This window comes from Tardiphaga sp. P4_G1 (assembly GCF_056401215.1).
In genome coordinates this window covers 295,928-312,607 of record NZ_JBFUJU010000009.1, presented here as the reverse complement: position 1 = coordinate 312,607, position 16,680 = coordinate 295,928, and the positions used below count along the sequence as shown (strand labels likewise).

The following is a 16,680-nucleotide window of genomic DNA, read 5'->3' as shown; positions in this document are numbered from 1 at the left end:
ACGCGGGAACGCCGACCTGGCGGGCGAGCAGGATGTGCTCGCGGGTCTGCGGCATCGGGCCGTCGGCAGCCGACACGACCAGGATGCCACCGTCCATCTGCGCGGCGCCGGTGATCATGTTCTTCACATAGTCGGCGTGGCCGGGGCAGTCGACGTGGGCGTAGTGGCGGTTGGCGGTCTCGTATTCGACGTGCGCCGTCGAAATGGTGATGCCGCGGGCCTTTTCCTCGGGCGCCTTGTCGATCTGGTCGTAAGCGGTGAACGTGGCACCGCCCGTCTCTGCCAGCACCTTCGTGATCGCCGCCGTCAGCGACGTCTTGCCGTGGTCAACGTGACCGATCGTACCAATATTGCAGTGCGGCTTGTTACGTTCAAATTTTGCTTTGGCCATAGATCCACCTGTTAAGCCACGCCCGTGCGCAGCACCAAACCGGCGGCTGGTTACAAGGGAAAACGGCCCTGTTCAAGCCCGAACTTCTGGGCCAAGCTCGTCCAACCATGCCGGCGAGCCCCCTATGTAAGCCGGCAAATGACAAGATCAATCAAAGCACTATCGGGAGCCCCCAAGGAGCTGACATGAACGCCCAAACTGCCGCAAAACACGCCATTTCCCTCGAGACCCCCGAGCTGCCGCAGGCCCGGCCGGAAACGCTGGGATTGTCATCAAACCGTCTTCAAATCATGTCGGACGCGTTCAAGCGCGAGATCGACAAGGGCACTACGCCGGGCGTCACCATGCTGGTCTCCCGCCGCGGCCAGATCGGCTATTTCGAGGCCTTCGGTAAGCAGACCCCGGACGGCGCCACTGCGATGTCGAAGGACAGCCTGTTCCGCATCTTCTCGATGACCAAGCCGATCGTCTCGCTGGGCATCATGCAGCTGGTCGAGGATGGCCATATCCTGCTCAACGACCCGCTCGCCAAATACATCCCCGAATTCGCCGACACCAAGGTCGGCATCGAGCGCAACGGCGCGCTCGAACTGGCGCTGCCGCTGCGCCCGATCACGATCCAGGACCTGCTGCGTCACACCTCGGGCATCTCCTATGAGATCACCGGCAACGGCATGGTGCAGCGGATGTACCAGAAGTCGAATCTGCGCAATCGCGACATCACCAATGAAGAACATGCCAAGATAGTCGCCGGCCTGCCGCTGATCTGCCAGCCCGGCAGTGAATGGAATTACAGCCGCTCCACGGACATTCTCGGCCGCGTCATCGAGGTCGTGTCCGGCAAGTCGCTGGGCTCCTATCTCACCGACAACATTCTGGCGCCGCTGCAGATGGCCGAGACCGGCTTCCACACAGCGACATCCAACAAGGATCGCATCGCGCACCCCTTCCCCACCGATCCCTGGACCGGCGAGAATGTCGCGCTGTTTGATCCGCTGGAGATTCCAAAGATGGAATCCGGCGGCGGCGGCCTCGTGTCAAAGACGATGGACTATGCGCGCTTCTGCCAGATGCTGCTGAACGGCGGCACGCTGGACGGCAACCGCGTGATCGGCAGCCGCACGCTGCACCTGATGGCGTCCAATCACCTCAGCCCCAACGTGAAGCTGGAGACACATCTCGTCCCGCCCGGCCACAGCTTCGGCCTCGGCTTCGCCGTGCGCACGGACGATGGTCACGCGCCCTATGCGGGATCGAAGGGCCAGTTCTTCTGGAGCGGCGTCGCCGGCACGTTCTTCTGGATCGATCCGCAGGAAGAGCTGTTCGCGGTGTTCATGTCGCAGGGACCGGGCCAGCGGGAATATTTCCGCACGCTGATCCGGAGCCTGGTCTACGCGGCCGTGGAGTAGCCAAACAGAGGACTTGTCATTCCCAGCCACTCCAATTGGAGTGGCTGGGAATGAGCGTAAGCCGGCGAAGCCGACTGATGCTCAGACCCGGAATCTCGCAATGTTCTCACTTCGAGATTCCGGGCTCAGTCCCGTCGCCTTCGGCGCCGGTCCCGCCCCGGAATGACGGGCCTGCGGCCCGTCAACTAATCGTAGCCCCGCCGTCGATCACCATCGTCTGCCCGGTCATGAAATTCCCGGCTGCAGATCCAAGGAACACCGCGGCCCCCGCGATCTCGTCGGGGATACCGATGCGCAGCAGCGGCGAGCGTGCGGTGGACGCTTTGAGGTTCTCCGGATTGTCCCACAGCGCCTTGGCGAAGTCGGTCTTGATGAGGCCCGGCGCGATGCAGTTCACGCGGACATTGAACTTGCCGTATTCGCAGGCAAGATTGCGCGCGAGCTGCATATCGGCCGCTTTCGAGATCGCATAGGCGCCCAGGATCGTCGAGCCCTTCAACCCGCCGATCGACGACACGATGATCACCGAGCCGTCCTTGCGTTCGATCATGTCGGGCACGACCATGCTGGTCAGCCAGTTGTTGGCGACGATGTTGTTATCGAGAATCTTGCGGAACTGATCGTCGGAAATGCCGGCCAGCGGCCCGTAATACGGATTCGATGCGGCGTTACACACGAGCACGTCGATCTTGCCGAACGCTTTCTTGCTTTCATCGACAAGATTCTGCAGGTTTTCCTTGCTGGAGATATTCGCAGCAATCGCCACCGCAGTCCCCGCGCCGAACTGTGCGTTGATCTCCTTCGCCACCTCGTCGCAGACATCCTGCTTGCGCGACGAGATCACCACCTTGGCGCCGTGCTCCGCCATGCGCTCGGCAATGGCGCGGCCGATGCCACGCGTCGAGCCGGTGATGACGGCAACTTTTCCGGTCATGTCGAACAGGTTCATGTTTCTCTCCCCTTGATCCGGCATGAGCCGGTTTGTTTTTGATTTATGCGAGTTTCGTCGGCGTCACTTCCGGCCCCGCCGGCTGATGCATCGCTGCATGCGACGGATCGGCGATCCATGGCTGCTGGTTGACCATCGGAATGCGCCAGCCGCTGTGGCCGTCGCTGGTGAGATGATCGAGCCGCGTCACCGAGCAATTGTCGATGGTGAAAGCGAGGCCGCGATCCGGCTGATCGTTGAGCGCGAGGCCGATGGCCGCCTTGATCGTGCCGCCATGAGCAACCGCAATGATATCCTTGCCGGCGTGCTCGACATTGATGCGTTCGATGCCGCGGCGGACGCGGTTATAGAGATCCATGAAGCTTTCGCCATTCGGCGATGGCTCGTCGATGGGCGCGAACCAGTAGCTGCCGACATTGATGGGACGGCTGGCGAAGAACGCAGCGCGGTTCATGCCCTGCCAGTCACCGAGATGCTGTTCGGCGAAATCCGCTTCATGCGGCATCGCGTCGGGCTTCGGAAATCCCGCGGCCCAGATTGCACTGGCGGTCTGATGGGTGCGTTTCAGATTGCTGGCAACCCAGACAGCGTTGCGTGGCAGGATCTTGCCGACCGCATCGAACACCACGCGGTCGCTGCAGTCGCAGTCCATGTCCTTCTGGCCGTAGATATTGCCGCCGTCACTCCGCACCGGGGCGTGTCGCACCCACCACCACCGCGTCGCCGTCACACCTTGAGGGACTGTATGCTGCGCCACGAACGGTTTCTCGGCGTTGGACATCGTGACCACCCTTCAATACTGTTTCATCCGTCCTACGTCAGAGCGCGAAGCGCCTCAAGCATCTTCGCAGCTTGGCACGCATCATTGAATTCCATATGGCGGCACGCCGCACAAAAAACATACAGGGAGAGAGTTATGGGCCGCCTCGCAGGCAAATCCGTCATCATCACCGGCGCAGGCAGCGGCATCGGCCGCGCCGCAGCGCAATTGTTCTCGCTGGAAGGCGCCAAGCTCATCATCGTCGACCGCAGCGAGAGCGTGCATGAGACAGCCAAACTTGTGAGCGATGCCGGCGGCACCATTGAAGCGATAACGGCGGATGCCGGTTCCGAGAGCGACGTGAAAGCCTTCATCGACAAGGCCGTCTCCAAATACGGCAAGCTCGACGCGATCTGGGCCAATGCCGGCATATCAGGCGGCCTCGTACCGCTGCTGGAACAGACCGTCGAGCAATGGCAGGAGATCCTGCGCATCAATCTGATCGGACCGTTCCTCGCGATCAAGCATTCCATGCCGCATATGGTGAAACAGGGCCACGGCTCCATCGTTCTCACCGCCTCTGTCGCAGGCCTGAAATCCGGCGCGTCCGGCCATCCCTATGCGTCGAGCAAGGCCGGCGTCATCAGCCTGGTGCAGACCACGGCCTATTCGCTCTCCGGCACCGGCGTGCGCATCAATGCGGTATGTCCCGGCCTGATCGAGACCGGCATGACCAAGCCAATCTTCGACAACGCCAAGGAACGCGGCACGCAGGGCAAGATCGGCCAGCTCAATCCGCTAAAGCGCGCCGGCCAGCCGCATGAACTCGCGGCGATGGGATTGTTTCTGGCGAGCGACGACGCGTCCTATGTGAATGGCCAGGCGATCCCGGTCGATGGCGGTCTCACGGCCTCGATGCCTTACGCAGGCAAGCCGATCTAAGACGGGACGCGGGATGGGTTTGGCTTCGCTCAACTCATCCTGCGATCCAGAACAACTGCTGCGTTCGTCGCCCGCGGGGCGGCCAGCACAGCAAGCGCCGAGGCCACCTGAATGGCGACGCCGATGAAAATCGGTGTCGCGTAGCTGCCCGTAAGATCTCGCAGAAGCCCCATGGTTGCCGGCCCACACGCATTGATCACGCCGGCAATCCCGATGGACAGCCCGAGCACCACGCTGAACGCGTTCGACGGGAATTCGCGCTGAACGATTAGCGCCGGCAGCGTGATCAGATTTCCCATCGAAAAGCCGAACGCCGCACAGGCAAGGAATAGCCCGGTCGTGCTGGTCGAGAATCCCAATACGCTCAGTGCCGCAGCCTGGCTGAAGATCGATACCGCGGCAGCGCGGCGTGGGTCGACGCGGTCGGCAACGAGACCAAGCGTAATGCGCCCGACCAGCGACATGGCCGTTGTGAGCGAGACCGCGCCGCCCGCCGACTGAAATCCGATTACCGGCGTCAGGATCGATATCTGATGCACGATGAACGCAACCTGCACCAGGATCGCGAACGCGAATGGTGCGGTCAAGCTCCAGAACCCGGGATCGCGCAGGAGGTCTGCACGTGACAATGGCGGAGCCGCATGCGCAGCTTCGGCAATCCGTCGTTCCGCTGCGCGCGGGAATCGAACCATGATTGCCACGACCGGCACGAGCACGATGGCCAACACGGCGGCAGCGATATCCAGCGCGTGACGAAATCCGGTGGCTTCGACCAGCAGGACCAAGCCGGGCATCAACAAGATGCCACTGAACGTCGCCCCGGTGAAGGTGAGACTGATCGCCAGGCCGCGCTTGCGGTCGAACCACGCACCGACGATCGCCGCAGCGGTGATCGTCCCGAGGCCGACCCAGGCCAGCGCGAGCACGACAAAGCCCGCATAGAGATGCAGCAGGGAGTCCGCCGATGCCAGCAATACAAGACCTGTCGCAAGCGCGGCGACGCCCGCAAGGACCAGGCTGCGCGGCCCGATCCAGCGCAACAGATCGCTGACGAACATCGATAGCAGGGAGCCCAGTACGAGACAGAGCGTACTTCCCGTTGCGATTAGCCCGGTCGGCCAATCGTTGAGGCGGCGGAGTTCGGCGACATAGATGCCCTGCCCGTACAGGCCGAAACCGAAGATCGAGATCTGGACCAGAAACAGGGCGGCAACAATCCGCCAGCCCATATAGCGCAACGACGTCTCGTCAGCCGGATCGGTCTCGGCCATCGCATGCGTTTGCATTTCCCCACCGCCGCGCTCAATGCGTCCCCATAGAACGCTACCTATGATTGCGGCGCCATGCCATCGCGGCGTATCGGCGCGCGGTCAAGAAATAACGCAGACAGTTACAATCCGTCAGGCGGAGCGTTCGATGAATTCGTCGCCAGCAAACGGTCGCGGACGCGCTCGCGGTGGAACGTGTAGATGCCGGACAACACGATCACGCTCGCGCCGAGCACCATCATGGCGTCGGGCACATCACCGAAGACCAGATAGCCCAGCAGCATCGCGTAGAGCATCTGCGAATAGCGCATCGGCGCGACCGACGAGACGTCGCCGACGCGCAGCGCGAGGATGACGCACTGGAATCCGATCAGCGTCATCACCGCCGCCAGCGCCAGCAAAGCGAGCGAATGAAACGATAGCGCAGTCCAGTCCCCGTGCAGCAGGGCGAACACTGCCCCTGCCAGAGTCACCGCAACGGCGGTGAGAAAGGTGACGAACAGCGTGGGAATTTCGGCCGGGATGCGTTTGGTGACGAGATCGCGCGTGGCGTAGAACAACACCGACAGCAGCGCCACCAACGTGAACTGGCTGAACCCCTCGGCGCCCGGCCGCACGATGATCAGCACGCCAATGAAGCCCGCGGCAATCGCCAGCCATCGTCGCCATCCCACCGGCTCGCCCAGGATCAGCACGGCGCCGCAGGTCATCACCAGCGGCAGCGATTGAACGATGGCGGTCACATTGGCGAGCGGCAGCGCGCTGACCGCGACCAGGAACAGCGCCGAGCCGCCGATCTCGCCGGAGATGCGCAGCGCCACTGACGGCACGAACAGCAGCCGCAGCGGCCGTAGCGCGCCCTGATGCACCGCCAGCGCACCGATCATGACGCTGGCGAACAGCCCGCGCAGCATCATCACCTGGCTGAAATGCATCTGCACGGTGAGAAATTTGGCGATCGCGTCGTTGACGCTGAAGGTTGCCATGGACACAGCCATCAGCAGGCTGCCGCGCAGATTGGGAGAGAGAGGCAAGACGATCCTGGATGAGTTACGGTCAGAGCGGACAGGCTCCGAACAGAGCAAGACTCAGGCCAAATGATTGCGCCTCGTGTGCACCAAAACAGAAACGCGAGCCAGACGACCCGCGCGTCCCTGCCATTCACTGCGCGCTGGGCCCGGCGCTGACAGCCGAGTGGAGCGACGCCCATCCTGAGGATCCGCTGTGATCGCCCTACAACCCATCCGGCGGCATGCTCGGCGCACTGGCCGCCGGCAACCGGTTGCGAACACGCTCGCGATGGAACGCATAAAGACCGGACAGCACGATAACCGACGCGCCGAGAACCATCGGGCCGTCCGGCACATCGCCGAACACGAGGTAGCCAAGCAACATGGCCCACAGCAGTTGCGAGTACCGGAACGGCGCAACAGCGGAGATATCGCCGGCGCGCAGCGCCAGGATCACGCACTGATATCCAATCAGCACCAGCACAGCGGCGAGCGCCAGCAGGCCGAGCGACCGGTTCGAGGGTGGCGTCCAGCCGCCCAGCGGAACGAGCAGGATAGCGCCAACGATCGTCACGACGATCGTCGTCAAAAACGTGACGAACAGTGAAGGGATTTCGGTCGGAATGCGCTTGGTCGCGAGATCGCGCACGGTACAGAACGCGACCGACAACAGCGCCAGCAGCGAAAACTGGTTGAATCCCTCCATGCCGGGACGGACCACAATGAGAACGCCGACGAAGCCCGCGGCGATCGCCAGCCAGCGCCGCCAGCCCACCTGCTCACCGAAGATGAGTGCCGCACCGAGCGTGATCGCGAGTGGCAGCGATTGAAAGATCGACGATACATTCGCAAGGGGCAGATGTGCGAGCGACGCCAGAAAAGTCACGGTGCCGCCGATCTCGCCGAATACGCGCAGCGCCACAGACGGCACGAACAGGATGCGCAGCGGACGCAGGGCCTTCCGCTGGGTGGCGAGCGCGCCGATCAGCACGACGGCGAACAGACCGCGCACCAGCATCACCTGGCCGAAGTTCATGTGCAGCGTCAGGAATTTCGTGAGCGCGTCGTTGAGGCTGAAGCCGGCCATGGCCGTGGCCATCAGCACGCTGCCGCGAAGACTGGGAGAGAGAGACAAGTGCGTTTCCAGGTCGATCGACGCAGCAGCACTTGCTGCGGCCGGCCCTCTTGGCGGGGCATCTCTGAAGCGATCAGGAAAGAGGCGCGATCCCCAGTGGGTCGCGCCTCTTCAATCGTTTATTTCGCGCCCGCGAGCTGCGCATATTTCCACGACGCTTGCGCCAGCGGAACGGTACGCTTGGCGGACTCCATCGCCTTGGCTGACGACGCGGTGCCATCGCGGACGCGGCCGGCAATACCCTGCAGAATGCCGGTGAGCCGGAACAGGTTGTAGCAGTAGTACCAGTTGAGATCGGGCACGCTCTTGCGGCCGGCCTTGTCGCAATAGATCTTGGCGGCCTCGTCCATGGTCGGGATGTTGAGCGCGTTGAAATCGAGCCCGTCGAGGCCCGGCATGATCCACTGCATCAGGAGATAAGTGAAGTCGGCCATCGGATCGCCCAATGTCGACAACTCCCAGTCGAGCACCGCCTGCACCTTCGGCTGCGTCGTATGGAACACCATGTTGTCGATGCGATAGTCGCCATGCACCACCGACACCCGCTCCTGCTCCGGAACGGAGGTCGGCAGCCATTCGATCAGCCGTTCCATTTCCGGAATGAGCTGCGTCTCCGAGGCGCGGTACTGCTTGGTCCAGCGATCGACCTGACGGGAAAAGTAATTACCGGGACGGCCGAAGTCGCCGAGCCCGATTTTTTCGGGATCGTAGCTGTGCAGTTGCGCCAGCGTCTCGATCTTCGCCGTGAAGATCGCGCGGCGATCTTCCTTCGGCACCGTCGGCAGCGCCGGATCCCAGAAGATCCGGCCGTCTTCCATCGACATGATGTAGAACGCCGAACCGATGACATTGTCATCGGTGCAGAGTGCGTAGGCCTTGGCGACCGGGAAGCCTTGCTTGCCGAGCGCCGCGATCACCTTGTATTCGCGATCGACGGCGTGCGCCGATGGCAGAAGCTTGCCGAACGGCTTGCGCCGCATCACGTAGGATTGCTTCGGCGTATTCAGCCGATAGGTCGGGTTGCTTTGTCCGCCCTTGAACTGCAGGACGGTCAGCGGCCCCTCATAGCCTTCCACATGCTCGCGCATCCAGGCCTCGAGGCTCATCTCGTCGAAGCGATGCCGCTCCTCCACAGGCCTCGTGCCGTTATACTCGTCGTCGCGCTTCACACCATCGGTCACGTCAGTCTCCGCTTAGCGTTTCTTAGTGCTTTGCCTCATTGGCATACTTGCGCAGTTCGAGCCGCGCAATGGCACGGTTGTGCACCTCGTCCGGACCGTCGGCGAGACGCATGGTGCGCATCGACGCATAGTCACGGGCGAGACCCGCATCGTCGGACACGCCGGCGGCGCCATAAGCCTGGATCGCGTTGTCGATGATCTTCAGCGCCATGTTCGGGCCGGAGACCTTGATCATCGCAATTTCGAGCTGGGCGGTCTTGTTGCCGACCTTGTCCATCATGTCGGCGGCTTTGAGGCAGAGCAGACGGTTCATCTCGATATCGGTACGGGCTTCAGCGATGCGCTGCTCCCAGATCGAATATTCGATGATCTTCTTGCCGAAGGCCGTGCGTGACGAGAGCCGGCGCACCATCTTCTCCAGCGCTTCCTCGGCCTTGCCGATGGTGCGCATGCAGTGATGGATGCGGCCCGGACCGAGACGGCCCTGCGCGATCTCGAAGCCGCGGCCTTCGCCGAGCAGGATGTTGCTGGCAGGCACGCGGACATTGTCCAGCTTCACCCGCGCATGGCCATGCGGTGCATCGTCGAAGCCGAACACCGGCAGCATCTTCTCGATCGTCACACCCTTGGCATCGCGCGGCACCAGGATCTGCGACTGCTGCTGGTGCTTCGCCGCGCTCGGATCGGTCTTGCCCATCACGATCATGACGGCGCAGCGCGGATCGCCCATGCCCGACGACCACCACTTGGTGCCGTTGATGACGTATTCGTCGCCGTCGCGCTTGATCGAGGTCTCGATATTGGTCGCGTCCGACGACGCGACATCCGGCTCGGTCATCAGGAAGGCGGAGCGGATCTCGCCGTTCATCAGTGGCTTCAGCCACTTCTGCTTATGCTCTTTCGAGCCATAGCGCATGAACACTTCCATATTGCCGGTGTCCGGCGCGGAGCAGTTGAACACTTCCGAGGCCCAGCCGATATGGCCCATCTGTTCGGCGAGCAGCGCATATTCCAGATTGCTCAGTCCCGCGCCGTGGAATTCGTCGTCTTCATGCGACGACGGCGGCATGAACATGTTCCACAGGCCTTCGGCCTTCGCCTTCTTCTTCAATTCCTCGACGATCGCGATCACCTTCCAGCGCTCGCCCGCTTCGTCCTGCTGACGATAGATCGGCACGGCGGGGCGGACATGCTTGGTCATGAAGGAGGACACGCGCTCGAGCCATTCGCGCTGGCGGTCCGACATATTGAAATCCATGGGGCGATCCTCGCGTTTTTTAGAATTGTTGGCGGCACTGTTGTCCCGTCGCTGGATCACCGCAAGAGCAAATTTGTCTCTGCTGATGCGGCACAGATCCGCGCGGGGGCGATGGCGTTGAGCAGATGCAATATGCCATCAGGCGCACATTGACATTTCCCGACGCTCAAACGATAGTTTCATACACGCGTTTGAAATGCAATGACCCCGATCCGCGCCAATCGCATGGGGCCATGTTGCAAAAGGACCGTTTTGATCAGGACGATCGCATGGCAGCAGACCACACACGGACGGCGATCATCACCGCAGCCGAACGGCTCTATGCCGAACGCGGCTTTGCGGATGTGACCATGCGCGACATCGTGGCGGCGGCGGACGTCAATCTCGCGGCGGTGAATTATCATTTCGGCAGCAAGGACGAGTTGATCGCCGAACTGTTCGTGACGCGCAGCCTCGCCACCAATCGCGAGCGCCTGCGCGAATTGAAGGCGGCGGAGGAAGCCGGCGACGGCCGCGCCGACATCCATGCGATCTTCGCCGCCCTGGTCGGCCCGACGCTGCGCGGTTGCCTCGGCCCCGAGAAACAGCGCTCGGACGCCGCGCGTTTCATGATCCGCGCCTCGATCGAATCCGTGCCGCCGATCCGCAAGATCAAGAACCGCGAGGTCGATCACCTCAAGCGCTTCGCCGCCGCGATGCGCCGGTCCCTGCTCGATCAGGATCCCGCGGATATCTTCTGGGCGCTGCATTTCGCGCTCGCCATGGCGCACCAGACCATCCGCGACAGCGAACGCCTGACGCGTATGTCCGACGGGCTGTGCGACCTCAACGATGTGCAGGCGATCACCGACCGCGTGGTTGCAGTCGCGGTCATGGCGCTGACGGGGAAACCGGCCAAGGCCGCGCAGAAGGAACCGGCCAAAGCGAAAGCGCGCGCCTGAACGGTAAAGCCCGGTTCCCGCTTCAGATTGCGCGTGACGCCCCCGCGATTCGCAGCGTATTCCGGGAGCGGATCGGGACCCCAGCATGAGCGCACAGGACGCCATCGACTTCGTGTCGGACAATATCGCGGAAGTGGGCACGCTGATGCGCTCGCTGTCCGGCCGCTATGAAGGCATCTTCGGCAATCTGCGCGCGGCCTATGGCGTCGCCTTCGAACAGGCGGACAGCATCGCCGACGCCGCCCGCGATGCGACCGCCATTGCGGATGCCGCCACCGCAGCCATTCGCGACAACATCCCGAACCAGCCCGGCAATGCCTGCACCAGCGGCTGCGCGGCCTGTTGTCATCTTTACGTCCAGGTGCCGCCCGGCACCGCAACGGTGATGGCCAAACATATCGCGGCGCATTTCACGCCGGACGAACAGGCGGCACTGCGCACCCGCCTCGAAGTCGCCGCGGCTGCCGCACGCGATGCCGCCGACGTCATGAAACTTCGCCTGCGCTGCGCGCTGCTCGGATCGGACAATCGCTGCACGGTCTATGAGGTCCGCCCGCTGACCTGCCGCGCCTTCACCTCGCGCTCGGTGGCGCGCTGCCACGACGTGGTGTTCGGCGATGTGCCCGAAGGCACCGGCGTCGAACAGAACGCCGCACATTTCCGCATTCACATGGAAGCGACCTTCGCGCTGGAGCAGACCGCGCGCAATCGCGGCCTTCCTGATGCGCAGAAGGGACTGGCCCAGGCGCTGCTGGACGAGATGGGGACCAGCGATGGGCCTGCGCCGGAAGTGAAGCGCCATGCCGGTTCGTGATGGCGAATGCGCGACCCCGCTCACGACCAACAGCCGACATGATCGATGAGTATTTCCGTCCCTTCATCGCGCGAGTCTACGTTTATATCCAGGGGCTGACGCCCTCCCCGCCACCGGCTATCGGCGCCGCGATTTGCGTGAGTGCTGGACTGGCGCAGGCGCAGCCGGCTGCGACACGAGTGAGCCCGATTGGTTTGTGACGTAGCCGCGCGATTCCTGCAGCCGGCGCTGATAGCCCGGCGAGTTCATGAAGCTGCTGCCACCGCCTCGGGCAGATGCCGCGTCAGCGAGCGCGAGTTCAGCAACGGCAGCCAGGATGAGCAGCGCAGCTTTCTTTGACATGATGGTCATAGTTCGAACCTCTCCGACCTGAGCAAGCAGCGCAAGGCAAAATCGTTCCGATAATCACATGGCACATGGAACGAGGCTGCGAGAGCGCACCAGTGTTCCCGATCACCGCACCGTGATCCTCGCCCACGTAATCATCGCGATCCCCGAACGTAACTCTCACGGCACCACGCCAAAGCGTTACGTGAAAGGACGAAATATGAGAGCGTTTTATGCTGTAATCACCGGGCTGGGCATTGCCCTGCTGAGTGCAGCCACCATTTCCGCCGCAAGCGCAGCCGAGACGGTTCGCGTGCGCGGCACGGTCGAGAGTGTCGACGGCGCGAAGCTGACGGTCAAAACCCGCGAGGGCAATTCGACCGCGATCAAGCTGAACGATAACTGGAAAGTCACCGGCGTGGCCAAGGCCTCGCTCAACGACATCAAGCCCGGCGACTTCGTCGGCATCGCCTCGCTGCCCAAATCGCGCGGCGGCGACGGCGCTCTCGAGGTGCTGATCTTCCCGGCCGGCATGAAGGGCACCGGCGAAGGCAGCTATCCCTGGGATCTGAAGCCGAACAGCACCATGACCAACGCCACCGTCACCAACGCCGTCAAGGACGTCGACGGCCGCAACATCACGGTGACCTTCCACGGCAAGGAAAAGACCATCTCGGTCGCGGATGACACGACGGTCGTGACCTTTGCGGCTGCCGCGCAAGGTGAGCTGAAGCCCGGCATGACGGTGTTCGTGCCGTCGCAGAAGGCGGATGACGGAACGCTGTCCACCGGCAACGTGGTCGCCGGCACCAACGGCGTCGTTCCGCCGATGTAGCCCGCGCGAAGCGCGCGTTGCGCCGGGGGATCAGTCGAGCGGTTTGTCGTCGTCGGTCGGAGGCTCTGCCTCCGGCGAGCAGATGTCGCCGCCGCCGAACTGATCCTCCGGAGCGGGGTGATCTCCGGGAATCGTGAGCGGGTCCGGCTTTTCGCCCGGACCTTCCGGGGCCCGCTCCGCCGGCTTGCGAACATTCATGCTGGTGCCTCCCCTTGTGAGCCAACGCGGCCCCATGCAATCCGTTGCATGGGAGGCGACGTCTGCGTTCTGAATGGGAGCGTCCTGGATCCGCGCCGCGATCAGTTGCCGGATGCGCAGAAGGGACTGGCGCAGGCACTGCTGACGAGATGACGGGTTGATACGGGCCCTGCTCGATACCGGACGCAACGACTGGCCGGAGAGCTATTTACCGCGCATTAAGCATAAACTGCCATCTTCGCATCGAAGCTGCCGACATAGGTGCCTCAGATGATTTCGGAAGCACAAATTTTACGTTTGATTGCCCTGCCACTGGCAGGTTGCGCCTTCCTGATCGCCGTTTATCTCACGACCGGAATCGGCTTGAGATAAAGCGACGCGGAAGCCGAGCAGCGGCTCATCCGGAAGCGGAAGAATGCCCTATCCCGCAACGCCCCGCCTGCGTTGCCTCCCTTGCGCGGCACCGCCAAGGTGGAAGCTTGAAAGCTCCACGTCCGAACGGAAGCGTCCTAGCTCCGCGCCCCGATCAGTTGCCGGATGAACTCCGGCGCCTTCGCGCTGGGGAGCCACCGCGTCACCGCGATCATCTCGGCGTCGCGGTCGATCCAGATCATGTTGCCGCCGGCGCCGAGCGCATAAACGGCTGTGTTCGGCGCGGCCTTGTTGGCATGCGGCCCGCGGTTCAGCCACCACAGGAAGCCGTAATTCGGCTGCTGTGACGAATGCGCCCACATCGCGTCGACCCAGGCCTGCGACAGCAACCGCTTTCCATTCCAGTCGCCGCCGCGCGCCATGAGCAGGCCGAAGCGCGCATGGTCCTCCGCGCCGATGAACATGCCGCCGCCCCAATGGCCGCCGCCCGGCACCGACTGCATCCGCTGGCCGTCGATCTCGACGAAGGAATTGTCATAGCCGACCCACTCCCAGTCCTTCGACGCGCCGATCGGATCCATGATGCGCGCACGCAGCACCTCCGGCAGCGGCCGCTTGAACAGGTTCAGCAGGCAGAGCGACAGCAGGTTCACGCGCACATCGTTATATTCGTAGAAGCTGCCCGGCGCTTGCCACTCGCGCAGCTCGCCCTTGCGGCTGTTGTCGGCATTCGGCGCGACCAGACGGTTGTGATCGATCTGGTCCGGCTTGCCGAACAGCTCGCCGCGCCATTCGCTGGTCTGCTCCAGCAGATGCCGCCAGGTGACCCTGGCGTTATGCGCATCCGCAAATAGCGGCCCCGGCACGCGCCTGGTGACGGGCTCGTCGATATCCCCGATCAGCCCCTCATCCACCGCGAGGCCCGCCAGCACGGCGAGATAGCTCTTGGCGATGGAGAAGGTCATATCCGCCCGCGCGGTCTCGCCCCACGCCGCCAGCACGCGACCATTTTGCAGCACGATGCCCGCCGAGCCGCCGCGCTCGCGCACCGGGCCGAGCACCGCGCTCCATGGCCCTGTTTCATTCCAGTCCACATTCGGCGCATAGCGGCCGTCGTCGTAATAAAAGCCACGCGGCCACGGCGTTTCATTCGCCTGCGCAAACGCCACCGCTGCAGCGAGCTTGTCCGGCGCGTAACCAGCCTGCTGCGGATCGACCTTGTCCCAAGCGTTTCCGCCGGCCGGGAAATAACGTTGTTCAGTCATGGAGAATTCAAGCTCGCTTTGGACAATACGCCCCGTTTATTGATCGGATAGGGAGTCGCGGCAAGCTATCGAGACGCGAATGCTCGGCGGGATTTTCGTGCCGCCATCTTGGTCGGTTCGACGGCCGGCTATATTATTCGAGCCCAGAAGGCAGCTTCGCTGCTAACTCAGTGCCGAATAAGTACGCAGCGAACACAATCTCATTGAAATCTGTTGGGGTGATTGCATACTGAAGCTGCAGCGCGAACACGGGCTAACCTATATCTTCATCTTGCACGATCTCGGCGTCATCCAGCATTTCTGCGACGAGATTGCGGTGATGTATCTCGGCCGCATCGTCGAACAGGCGCCCGCGCAGGTGTTCTTCTCGGCCCCCTCGCATCCCTATAGCTGGTCGCTGATACCAGCCACCGCACCGCCCGGCCCGCTGAAGAAGGACTATCTGGTCAAGGGCGATCCGCGGAACCCGATGGATCCACCGCCTGGCTGCCGCTTCGTCGTCGCGCACTGCCGCGACGACTTGCCGATCCTGAATATCCAGTCCGACGAGCACTTCGTCGCGTGCCACCGGACCGGCGAGATCTATCGACCAGATTTTGTTTCCCTGTGACACGTCGCCCGAACGAGAAAATGGCCGCTTTGCGCCAAAAGCCGACGTCACGGCGAGATGTGCCTTTATCTTCGGCGGTCACGAAGTCAGCATCGGCTTTTCCGGTCGCTGTGACGCCATCGGCGCGGCTTGGGAAGCTACGGCACTGACAGGCAAGCGCAGTCTGCGGCTGGCGGCCGAGTTGAAGCTTCTGCACCGGACCGATCGGTCAGCGCCGAACCGGTCGAAAAGACCTGCATGCGCGGTCCACGGACGAACCTGCTTCGAATCGCGCCACAAGAGTTTCGAGCGTCAGACGCTGAGGTAGGCGCGCTGTATCTCGTCGTTGTGCGCCAGATCCTGCATCGACCCTTCATACACGATCTGGCCTTTCTCGAGCACGTAAGCCCGGTCCGATACCAGGCGCGCAAAATGAAAATTCTGCTCAGACAGCAGGATACTTGCTCCGCGTGCCTTGAGCGACAGGATCATATGCGCCATCTGCTCGACGATCACCGGCGCGACGCCTTCCGACGGTTCGTCGAGCAGGACCAGTAGCGGATTGCCCATCAACGTACGGGCCACCGTGAGCATCTGCTGTTCGCCGCCGCTCATCTGGCCGCCGCGCCGATCCTGCATGCGGCCGAGATTGGGAAAGAGCTCGTAGAGCGCGTCGGGCGTCCAGTTGAGTGCGGCACTTCCATCCGCCCACTGCCGCGGCGCCTGCCTGCCGGTTTCCAGATTCTCGGTCACCGTCAAATCAGGAAAGATACGCCGATCCTCGGGCACGAACCCAAGCCCCATGCGCGCCACCTGGAAAGGCGCCTTGCCAGCGATGTCCTGCCCCAGGAAATTGATCTGCCCCTCGCTCCGCGACAGCAGGCCCATGATAGCCTTGAGCGTAGTGGATTTGCCGGCGCCGTTACGCCCCATCAGCGATATGACTTCGCCACGGCGCACGTTGAGCGCAACGTCGAATAGGATGTGAGCTGCGCCATACCAGGCGTTCAGGCCGGAGACGTCGAGCAGGATCGGA

The 16,680-nt window shown here is 62.8% G+C and carries 18 protein-coding genes; 6 read left to right on the top strand and 12 right to left on the bottom strand.

The window, feature by feature from the left end:
• Nucleotides 1-391: GTP-binding protein (locus AC1DUY_RS22645; protein ID WP_478117253.1), on the bottom strand; the 391-nt coding region annotated here is incomplete at its 3' end.
• 185 nt (nucleotides 392-576) lie between these two features.
• On the opposite strand from AC1DUY_RS22645, the gene AC1DUY_RS22640 reads away from it, so the two are divergent.
• The gene (locus AC1DUY_RS22640; protein ID WP_478117251.1) at nucleotides 577-1,800 is read left to right on the top strand and encodes a serine hydrolase domain-containing protein; all 1,224 of its coding nucleotides are present in this window, start codon (nucleotides 577-579) and stop codon (nucleotides 1,798-1,800) included.
• 181 nt (nucleotides 1,801-1,981) lie between these two features.
• Here AC1DUY_RS22640 and AC1DUY_RS22635 read toward each other — a convergent pair whose 3' ends face one another.
• Nucleotides 1,982-2,749: an SDR family NAD(P)-dependent oxidoreductase gene (locus AC1DUY_RS22635; protein WP_093762164.1), complete on the bottom strand. Its 768-nt coding sequence runs from the start codon at nucleotides 2,747-2,749 to the stop codon at nucleotides 1,982-1,984.
• 43 nt (nucleotides 2,750-2,792) lie between these two features.
• The gene (locus tag AC1DUY_RS22630; protein ID WP_478117249.1) at nucleotides 2,793-3,530 is read right to left on the bottom strand and encodes a histidine phosphatase family protein; all 738 of its coding nucleotides are present in this window, start codon (nucleotides 3,528-3,530) and stop codon (nucleotides 2,793-2,795) included.
• 135 nt (nucleotides 3,531-3,665) lie between these two features.
• Here AC1DUY_RS22630 and AC1DUY_RS22625 point away from each other — a divergent pair, with 135 nt between their 5' ends.
• Nucleotides 3,666-4,451: an SDR family NAD(P)-dependent oxidoreductase gene (locus AC1DUY_RS22625; RefSeq protein WP_478117247.1), complete on the top strand. Its 786-nt coding sequence runs from the start codon at nucleotides 3,666-3,668 to the stop codon at nucleotides 4,449-4,451.
• A 29-nt stretch (nucleotides 4,452-4,480) separates the two neighbouring features.
• Here the strand turns inward: AC1DUY_RS22625 and AC1DUY_RS22620 are convergent, their stop codons facing one another.
• The 5 genes from AC1DUY_RS22620 to AC1DUY_RS22600 all read right to left on the bottom strand — a co-directional run bounded on the left by AC1DUY_RS22620 (nucleotide 4,481) and on the right by AC1DUY_RS22600 (nucleotide 10,303).
• Nucleotides 4,481-5,722 (bottom strand): MFS transporter, encoded by a 1,242-nt coding sequence (locus AC1DUY_RS22620; RefSeq protein ID WP_478117245.1) that lies wholly within the window; start codon nucleotides 5,720-5,722, stop codon nucleotides 4,481-4,483.
• A gap of 119 nt (nucleotides 5,723-5,841) precedes the next feature.
• Nucleotides 5,842-6,753 (bottom strand): DMT family transporter, encoded by a 912-nt coding sequence (locus tag AC1DUY_RS22615; RefSeq protein WP_478117243.1) that lies wholly within the window; start codon nucleotides 6,751-6,753, stop codon nucleotides 5,842-5,844.
• A 199-nt stretch (nucleotides 6,754-6,952) separates the two neighbouring features.
• Nucleotides 6,953-7,864: a DMT family transporter gene (locus AC1DUY_RS22610; protein ID WP_478117241.1), complete on the bottom strand. Its 912-nt coding sequence runs from the start codon at nucleotides 7,862-7,864 to the stop codon at nucleotides 6,953-6,955.
• Nucleotides 7,865-7,983: 119 nt separating this feature from the next.
• Nucleotides 7,984-9,045: a phosphotransferase family protein gene (locus AC1DUY_RS22605; protein WP_478117239.1), complete on the bottom strand. Its 1,062-nt coding sequence runs from the start codon at nucleotides 9,043-9,045 to the stop codon at nucleotides 7,984-7,986.
• Nucleotides 9,046-9,067: 22 nt separating this feature from the next.
• Nucleotides 9,068-10,303, bottom strand: a complete 1,236-nt coding sequence (locus tag AC1DUY_RS22600) for an acyl-CoA dehydrogenase family protein (RefSeq protein ID WP_478117237.1) — start codon at nucleotides 10,301-10,303, stop codon at nucleotides 9,068-9,070.
• A gap of 269 nt (nucleotides 10,304-10,572) precedes the next feature.
• On the opposite strand from AC1DUY_RS22600, the gene AC1DUY_RS22595 reads away from it, so the two are divergent.
• Both AC1DUY_RS22595 and AC1DUY_RS22590 read left to right on the top strand, forming a co-directional pair.
• Nucleotides 10,573-11,244 (top strand): TetR/AcrR family transcriptional regulator, encoded by a 672-nt coding sequence (locus AC1DUY_RS22595; protein WP_478117235.1) that lies wholly within the window; start codon nucleotides 10,573-10,575, stop codon nucleotides 11,242-11,244.
• 85 nt (nucleotides 11,245-11,329) lie between these two features.
• Nucleotides 11,330-12,058: a YkgJ family cysteine cluster protein gene (locus tag AC1DUY_RS22590; RefSeq protein WP_478117233.1), complete on the top strand. Its 729-nt coding sequence runs from the start codon at nucleotides 11,330-11,332 to the stop codon at nucleotides 12,056-12,058.
• Between the two features lie 117 nt (nucleotides 12,059-12,175).
• On the opposite strand, the gene AC1DUY_RS22585 is transcribed toward AC1DUY_RS22590, so the two are convergent.
• A complete protein-coding gene (locus AC1DUY_RS22585; RefSeq protein ID WP_093762152.1) occupies nucleotides 12,176-12,409 on the bottom strand; it encodes a hypothetical protein in 234 nt (77 codons plus the stop codon).
• A gap of 196 nt (nucleotides 12,410-12,605) precedes the next feature.
• Here AC1DUY_RS22585 and AC1DUY_RS22580 point away from each other — a divergent pair, with 196 nt between their 5' ends.
• Nucleotides 12,606-13,220, top strand: a complete 615-nt coding sequence (locus tag AC1DUY_RS22580; RefSeq protein WP_478117270.1) for a hypothetical protein — start codon at nucleotides 12,606-12,608, stop codon at nucleotides 13,218-13,220.
• A gap of 30 nt (nucleotides 13,221-13,250) precedes the next feature.
• Here the strand turns inward: AC1DUY_RS22580 and AC1DUY_RS22575 are convergent, their stop codons facing one another.
• Both AC1DUY_RS22575 and AC1DUY_RS22570 read right to left on the bottom strand, forming a co-directional pair.
• Complete coding sequence (locus AC1DUY_RS22575) at nucleotides 13,251-13,418, bottom strand: hypothetical protein (protein ID WP_170849847.1); 168 nt, start codon at nucleotides 13,416-13,418, stop codon at nucleotides 13,251-13,253.
• A 509-nt stretch (nucleotides 13,419-13,927) separates the two neighbouring features.
• Entirely contained in the window at nucleotides 13,928-15,055 is a 1,128-nt protein-coding gene (locus tag AC1DUY_RS22570; protein WP_478117230.1) for a serine hydrolase domain-containing protein, read from the bottom strand.
• 271 nt (nucleotides 15,056-15,326) lie between these two features.
• On the opposite strand from AC1DUY_RS22570, the gene AC1DUY_RS22565 reads away from it, so the two are divergent.
• Nucleotides 15,327-15,665 (top strand): oligopeptide/dipeptide ABC transporter ATP-binding protein, encoded by a 339-nt coding sequence (locus AC1DUY_RS22565; RefSeq protein WP_478117228.1) that lies wholly within the window; start codon nucleotides 15,327-15,329, stop codon nucleotides 15,663-15,665.
• 291 nt (nucleotides 15,666-15,956) lie between these two features.
• Here AC1DUY_RS22565 and AC1DUY_RS22560 read toward each other — a convergent pair whose 3' ends face one another.
• Nucleotides 15,957-16,676: an ABC transporter ATP-binding protein gene (locus AC1DUY_RS22560; RefSeq protein ID WP_441232216.1), complete on the bottom strand. Its 720-nt coding sequence runs from the start codon at nucleotides 16,674-16,676 to the stop codon at nucleotides 15,957-15,959.
• Between the last annotated feature and the right edge of the window lie 4 nt (nucleotides 16,677-16,680).

Excerpts from the sequence above, each read along its gene's own strand:
- AC1DUY_RS22640 (WP_478117251.1), top strand. The coding sequence starts at position 577 with ATGAACGCCCAAACTGCCGCAAAACACGCCATTTCCCTCGAGACCCCC.
- AC1DUY_RS22595 (WP_478117235.1), top strand. The coding sequence starts at position 10,573 with ATGGCAGCAGACCACACACGGACGGCGATCATCACCGCAGCCGAACGG.
- AC1DUY_RS22585 (WP_093762152.1), bottom strand. The coding sequence starts at position 12,409 with ATGACCATCATGTCAAAGAAAGCTGCGCTGCTCATCCTGGCTGCCGTT.
- AC1DUY_RS22570 (WP_478117230.1), bottom strand. The coding sequence starts at position 15,055 with ATGACTGAACAACGTTATTTCCCGGCCGGCGGAAACGCTTGGGACAAG.
- AC1DUY_RS22590 (WP_478117233.1), top strand. The coding sequence starts at position 11,330 with ATGAGCGCACAGGACGCCATCGACTTCGTGTCGGACAATATCGCGGAA.
- AC1DUY_RS22625 (WP_478117247.1), top strand. The coding sequence starts at position 3,666 with ATGGGCCGCCTCGCAGGCAAATCCGTCATCATCACCGGCGCAGGCAGC.
- AC1DUY_RS22620 (WP_478117245.1), bottom strand. The coding sequence starts at position 5,722 with ATGGCCGAGACCGATCCGGCTGACGAGACGTCGTTGCGCTATATGGGC.
- AC1DUY_RS22580 (WP_478117270.1), top strand. The coding sequence starts at position 12,606 with ATGAGAGCGTTTTATGCTGTAATCACCGGGCTGGGCATTGCCCTGCTG.
- AC1DUY_RS22635 (WP_093762164.1), bottom strand. The coding sequence starts at position 2,749 with ATGAACCTGTTCGACATGACCGGAAAAGTTGCCGTCATCACCGGCTCG.
- AC1DUY_RS22630 (WP_478117249.1), bottom strand. The coding sequence starts at position 3,530 with ATGTCCAACGCCGAGAAACCGTTCGTGGCGCAGCATACAGTCCCTCAA.
- AC1DUY_RS22575 (WP_170849847.1), bottom strand. The coding sequence starts at position 13,418 with ATGAATGTTCGCAAGCCGGCGGAGCGGGCCCCGGAAGGTCCGGGCGAA.
- AC1DUY_RS22600 (WP_478117237.1), bottom strand. The coding sequence starts at position 10,303 with ATGGATTTCAATATGTCGGACCGCCAGCGCGAATGGCTCGAGCGCGTG.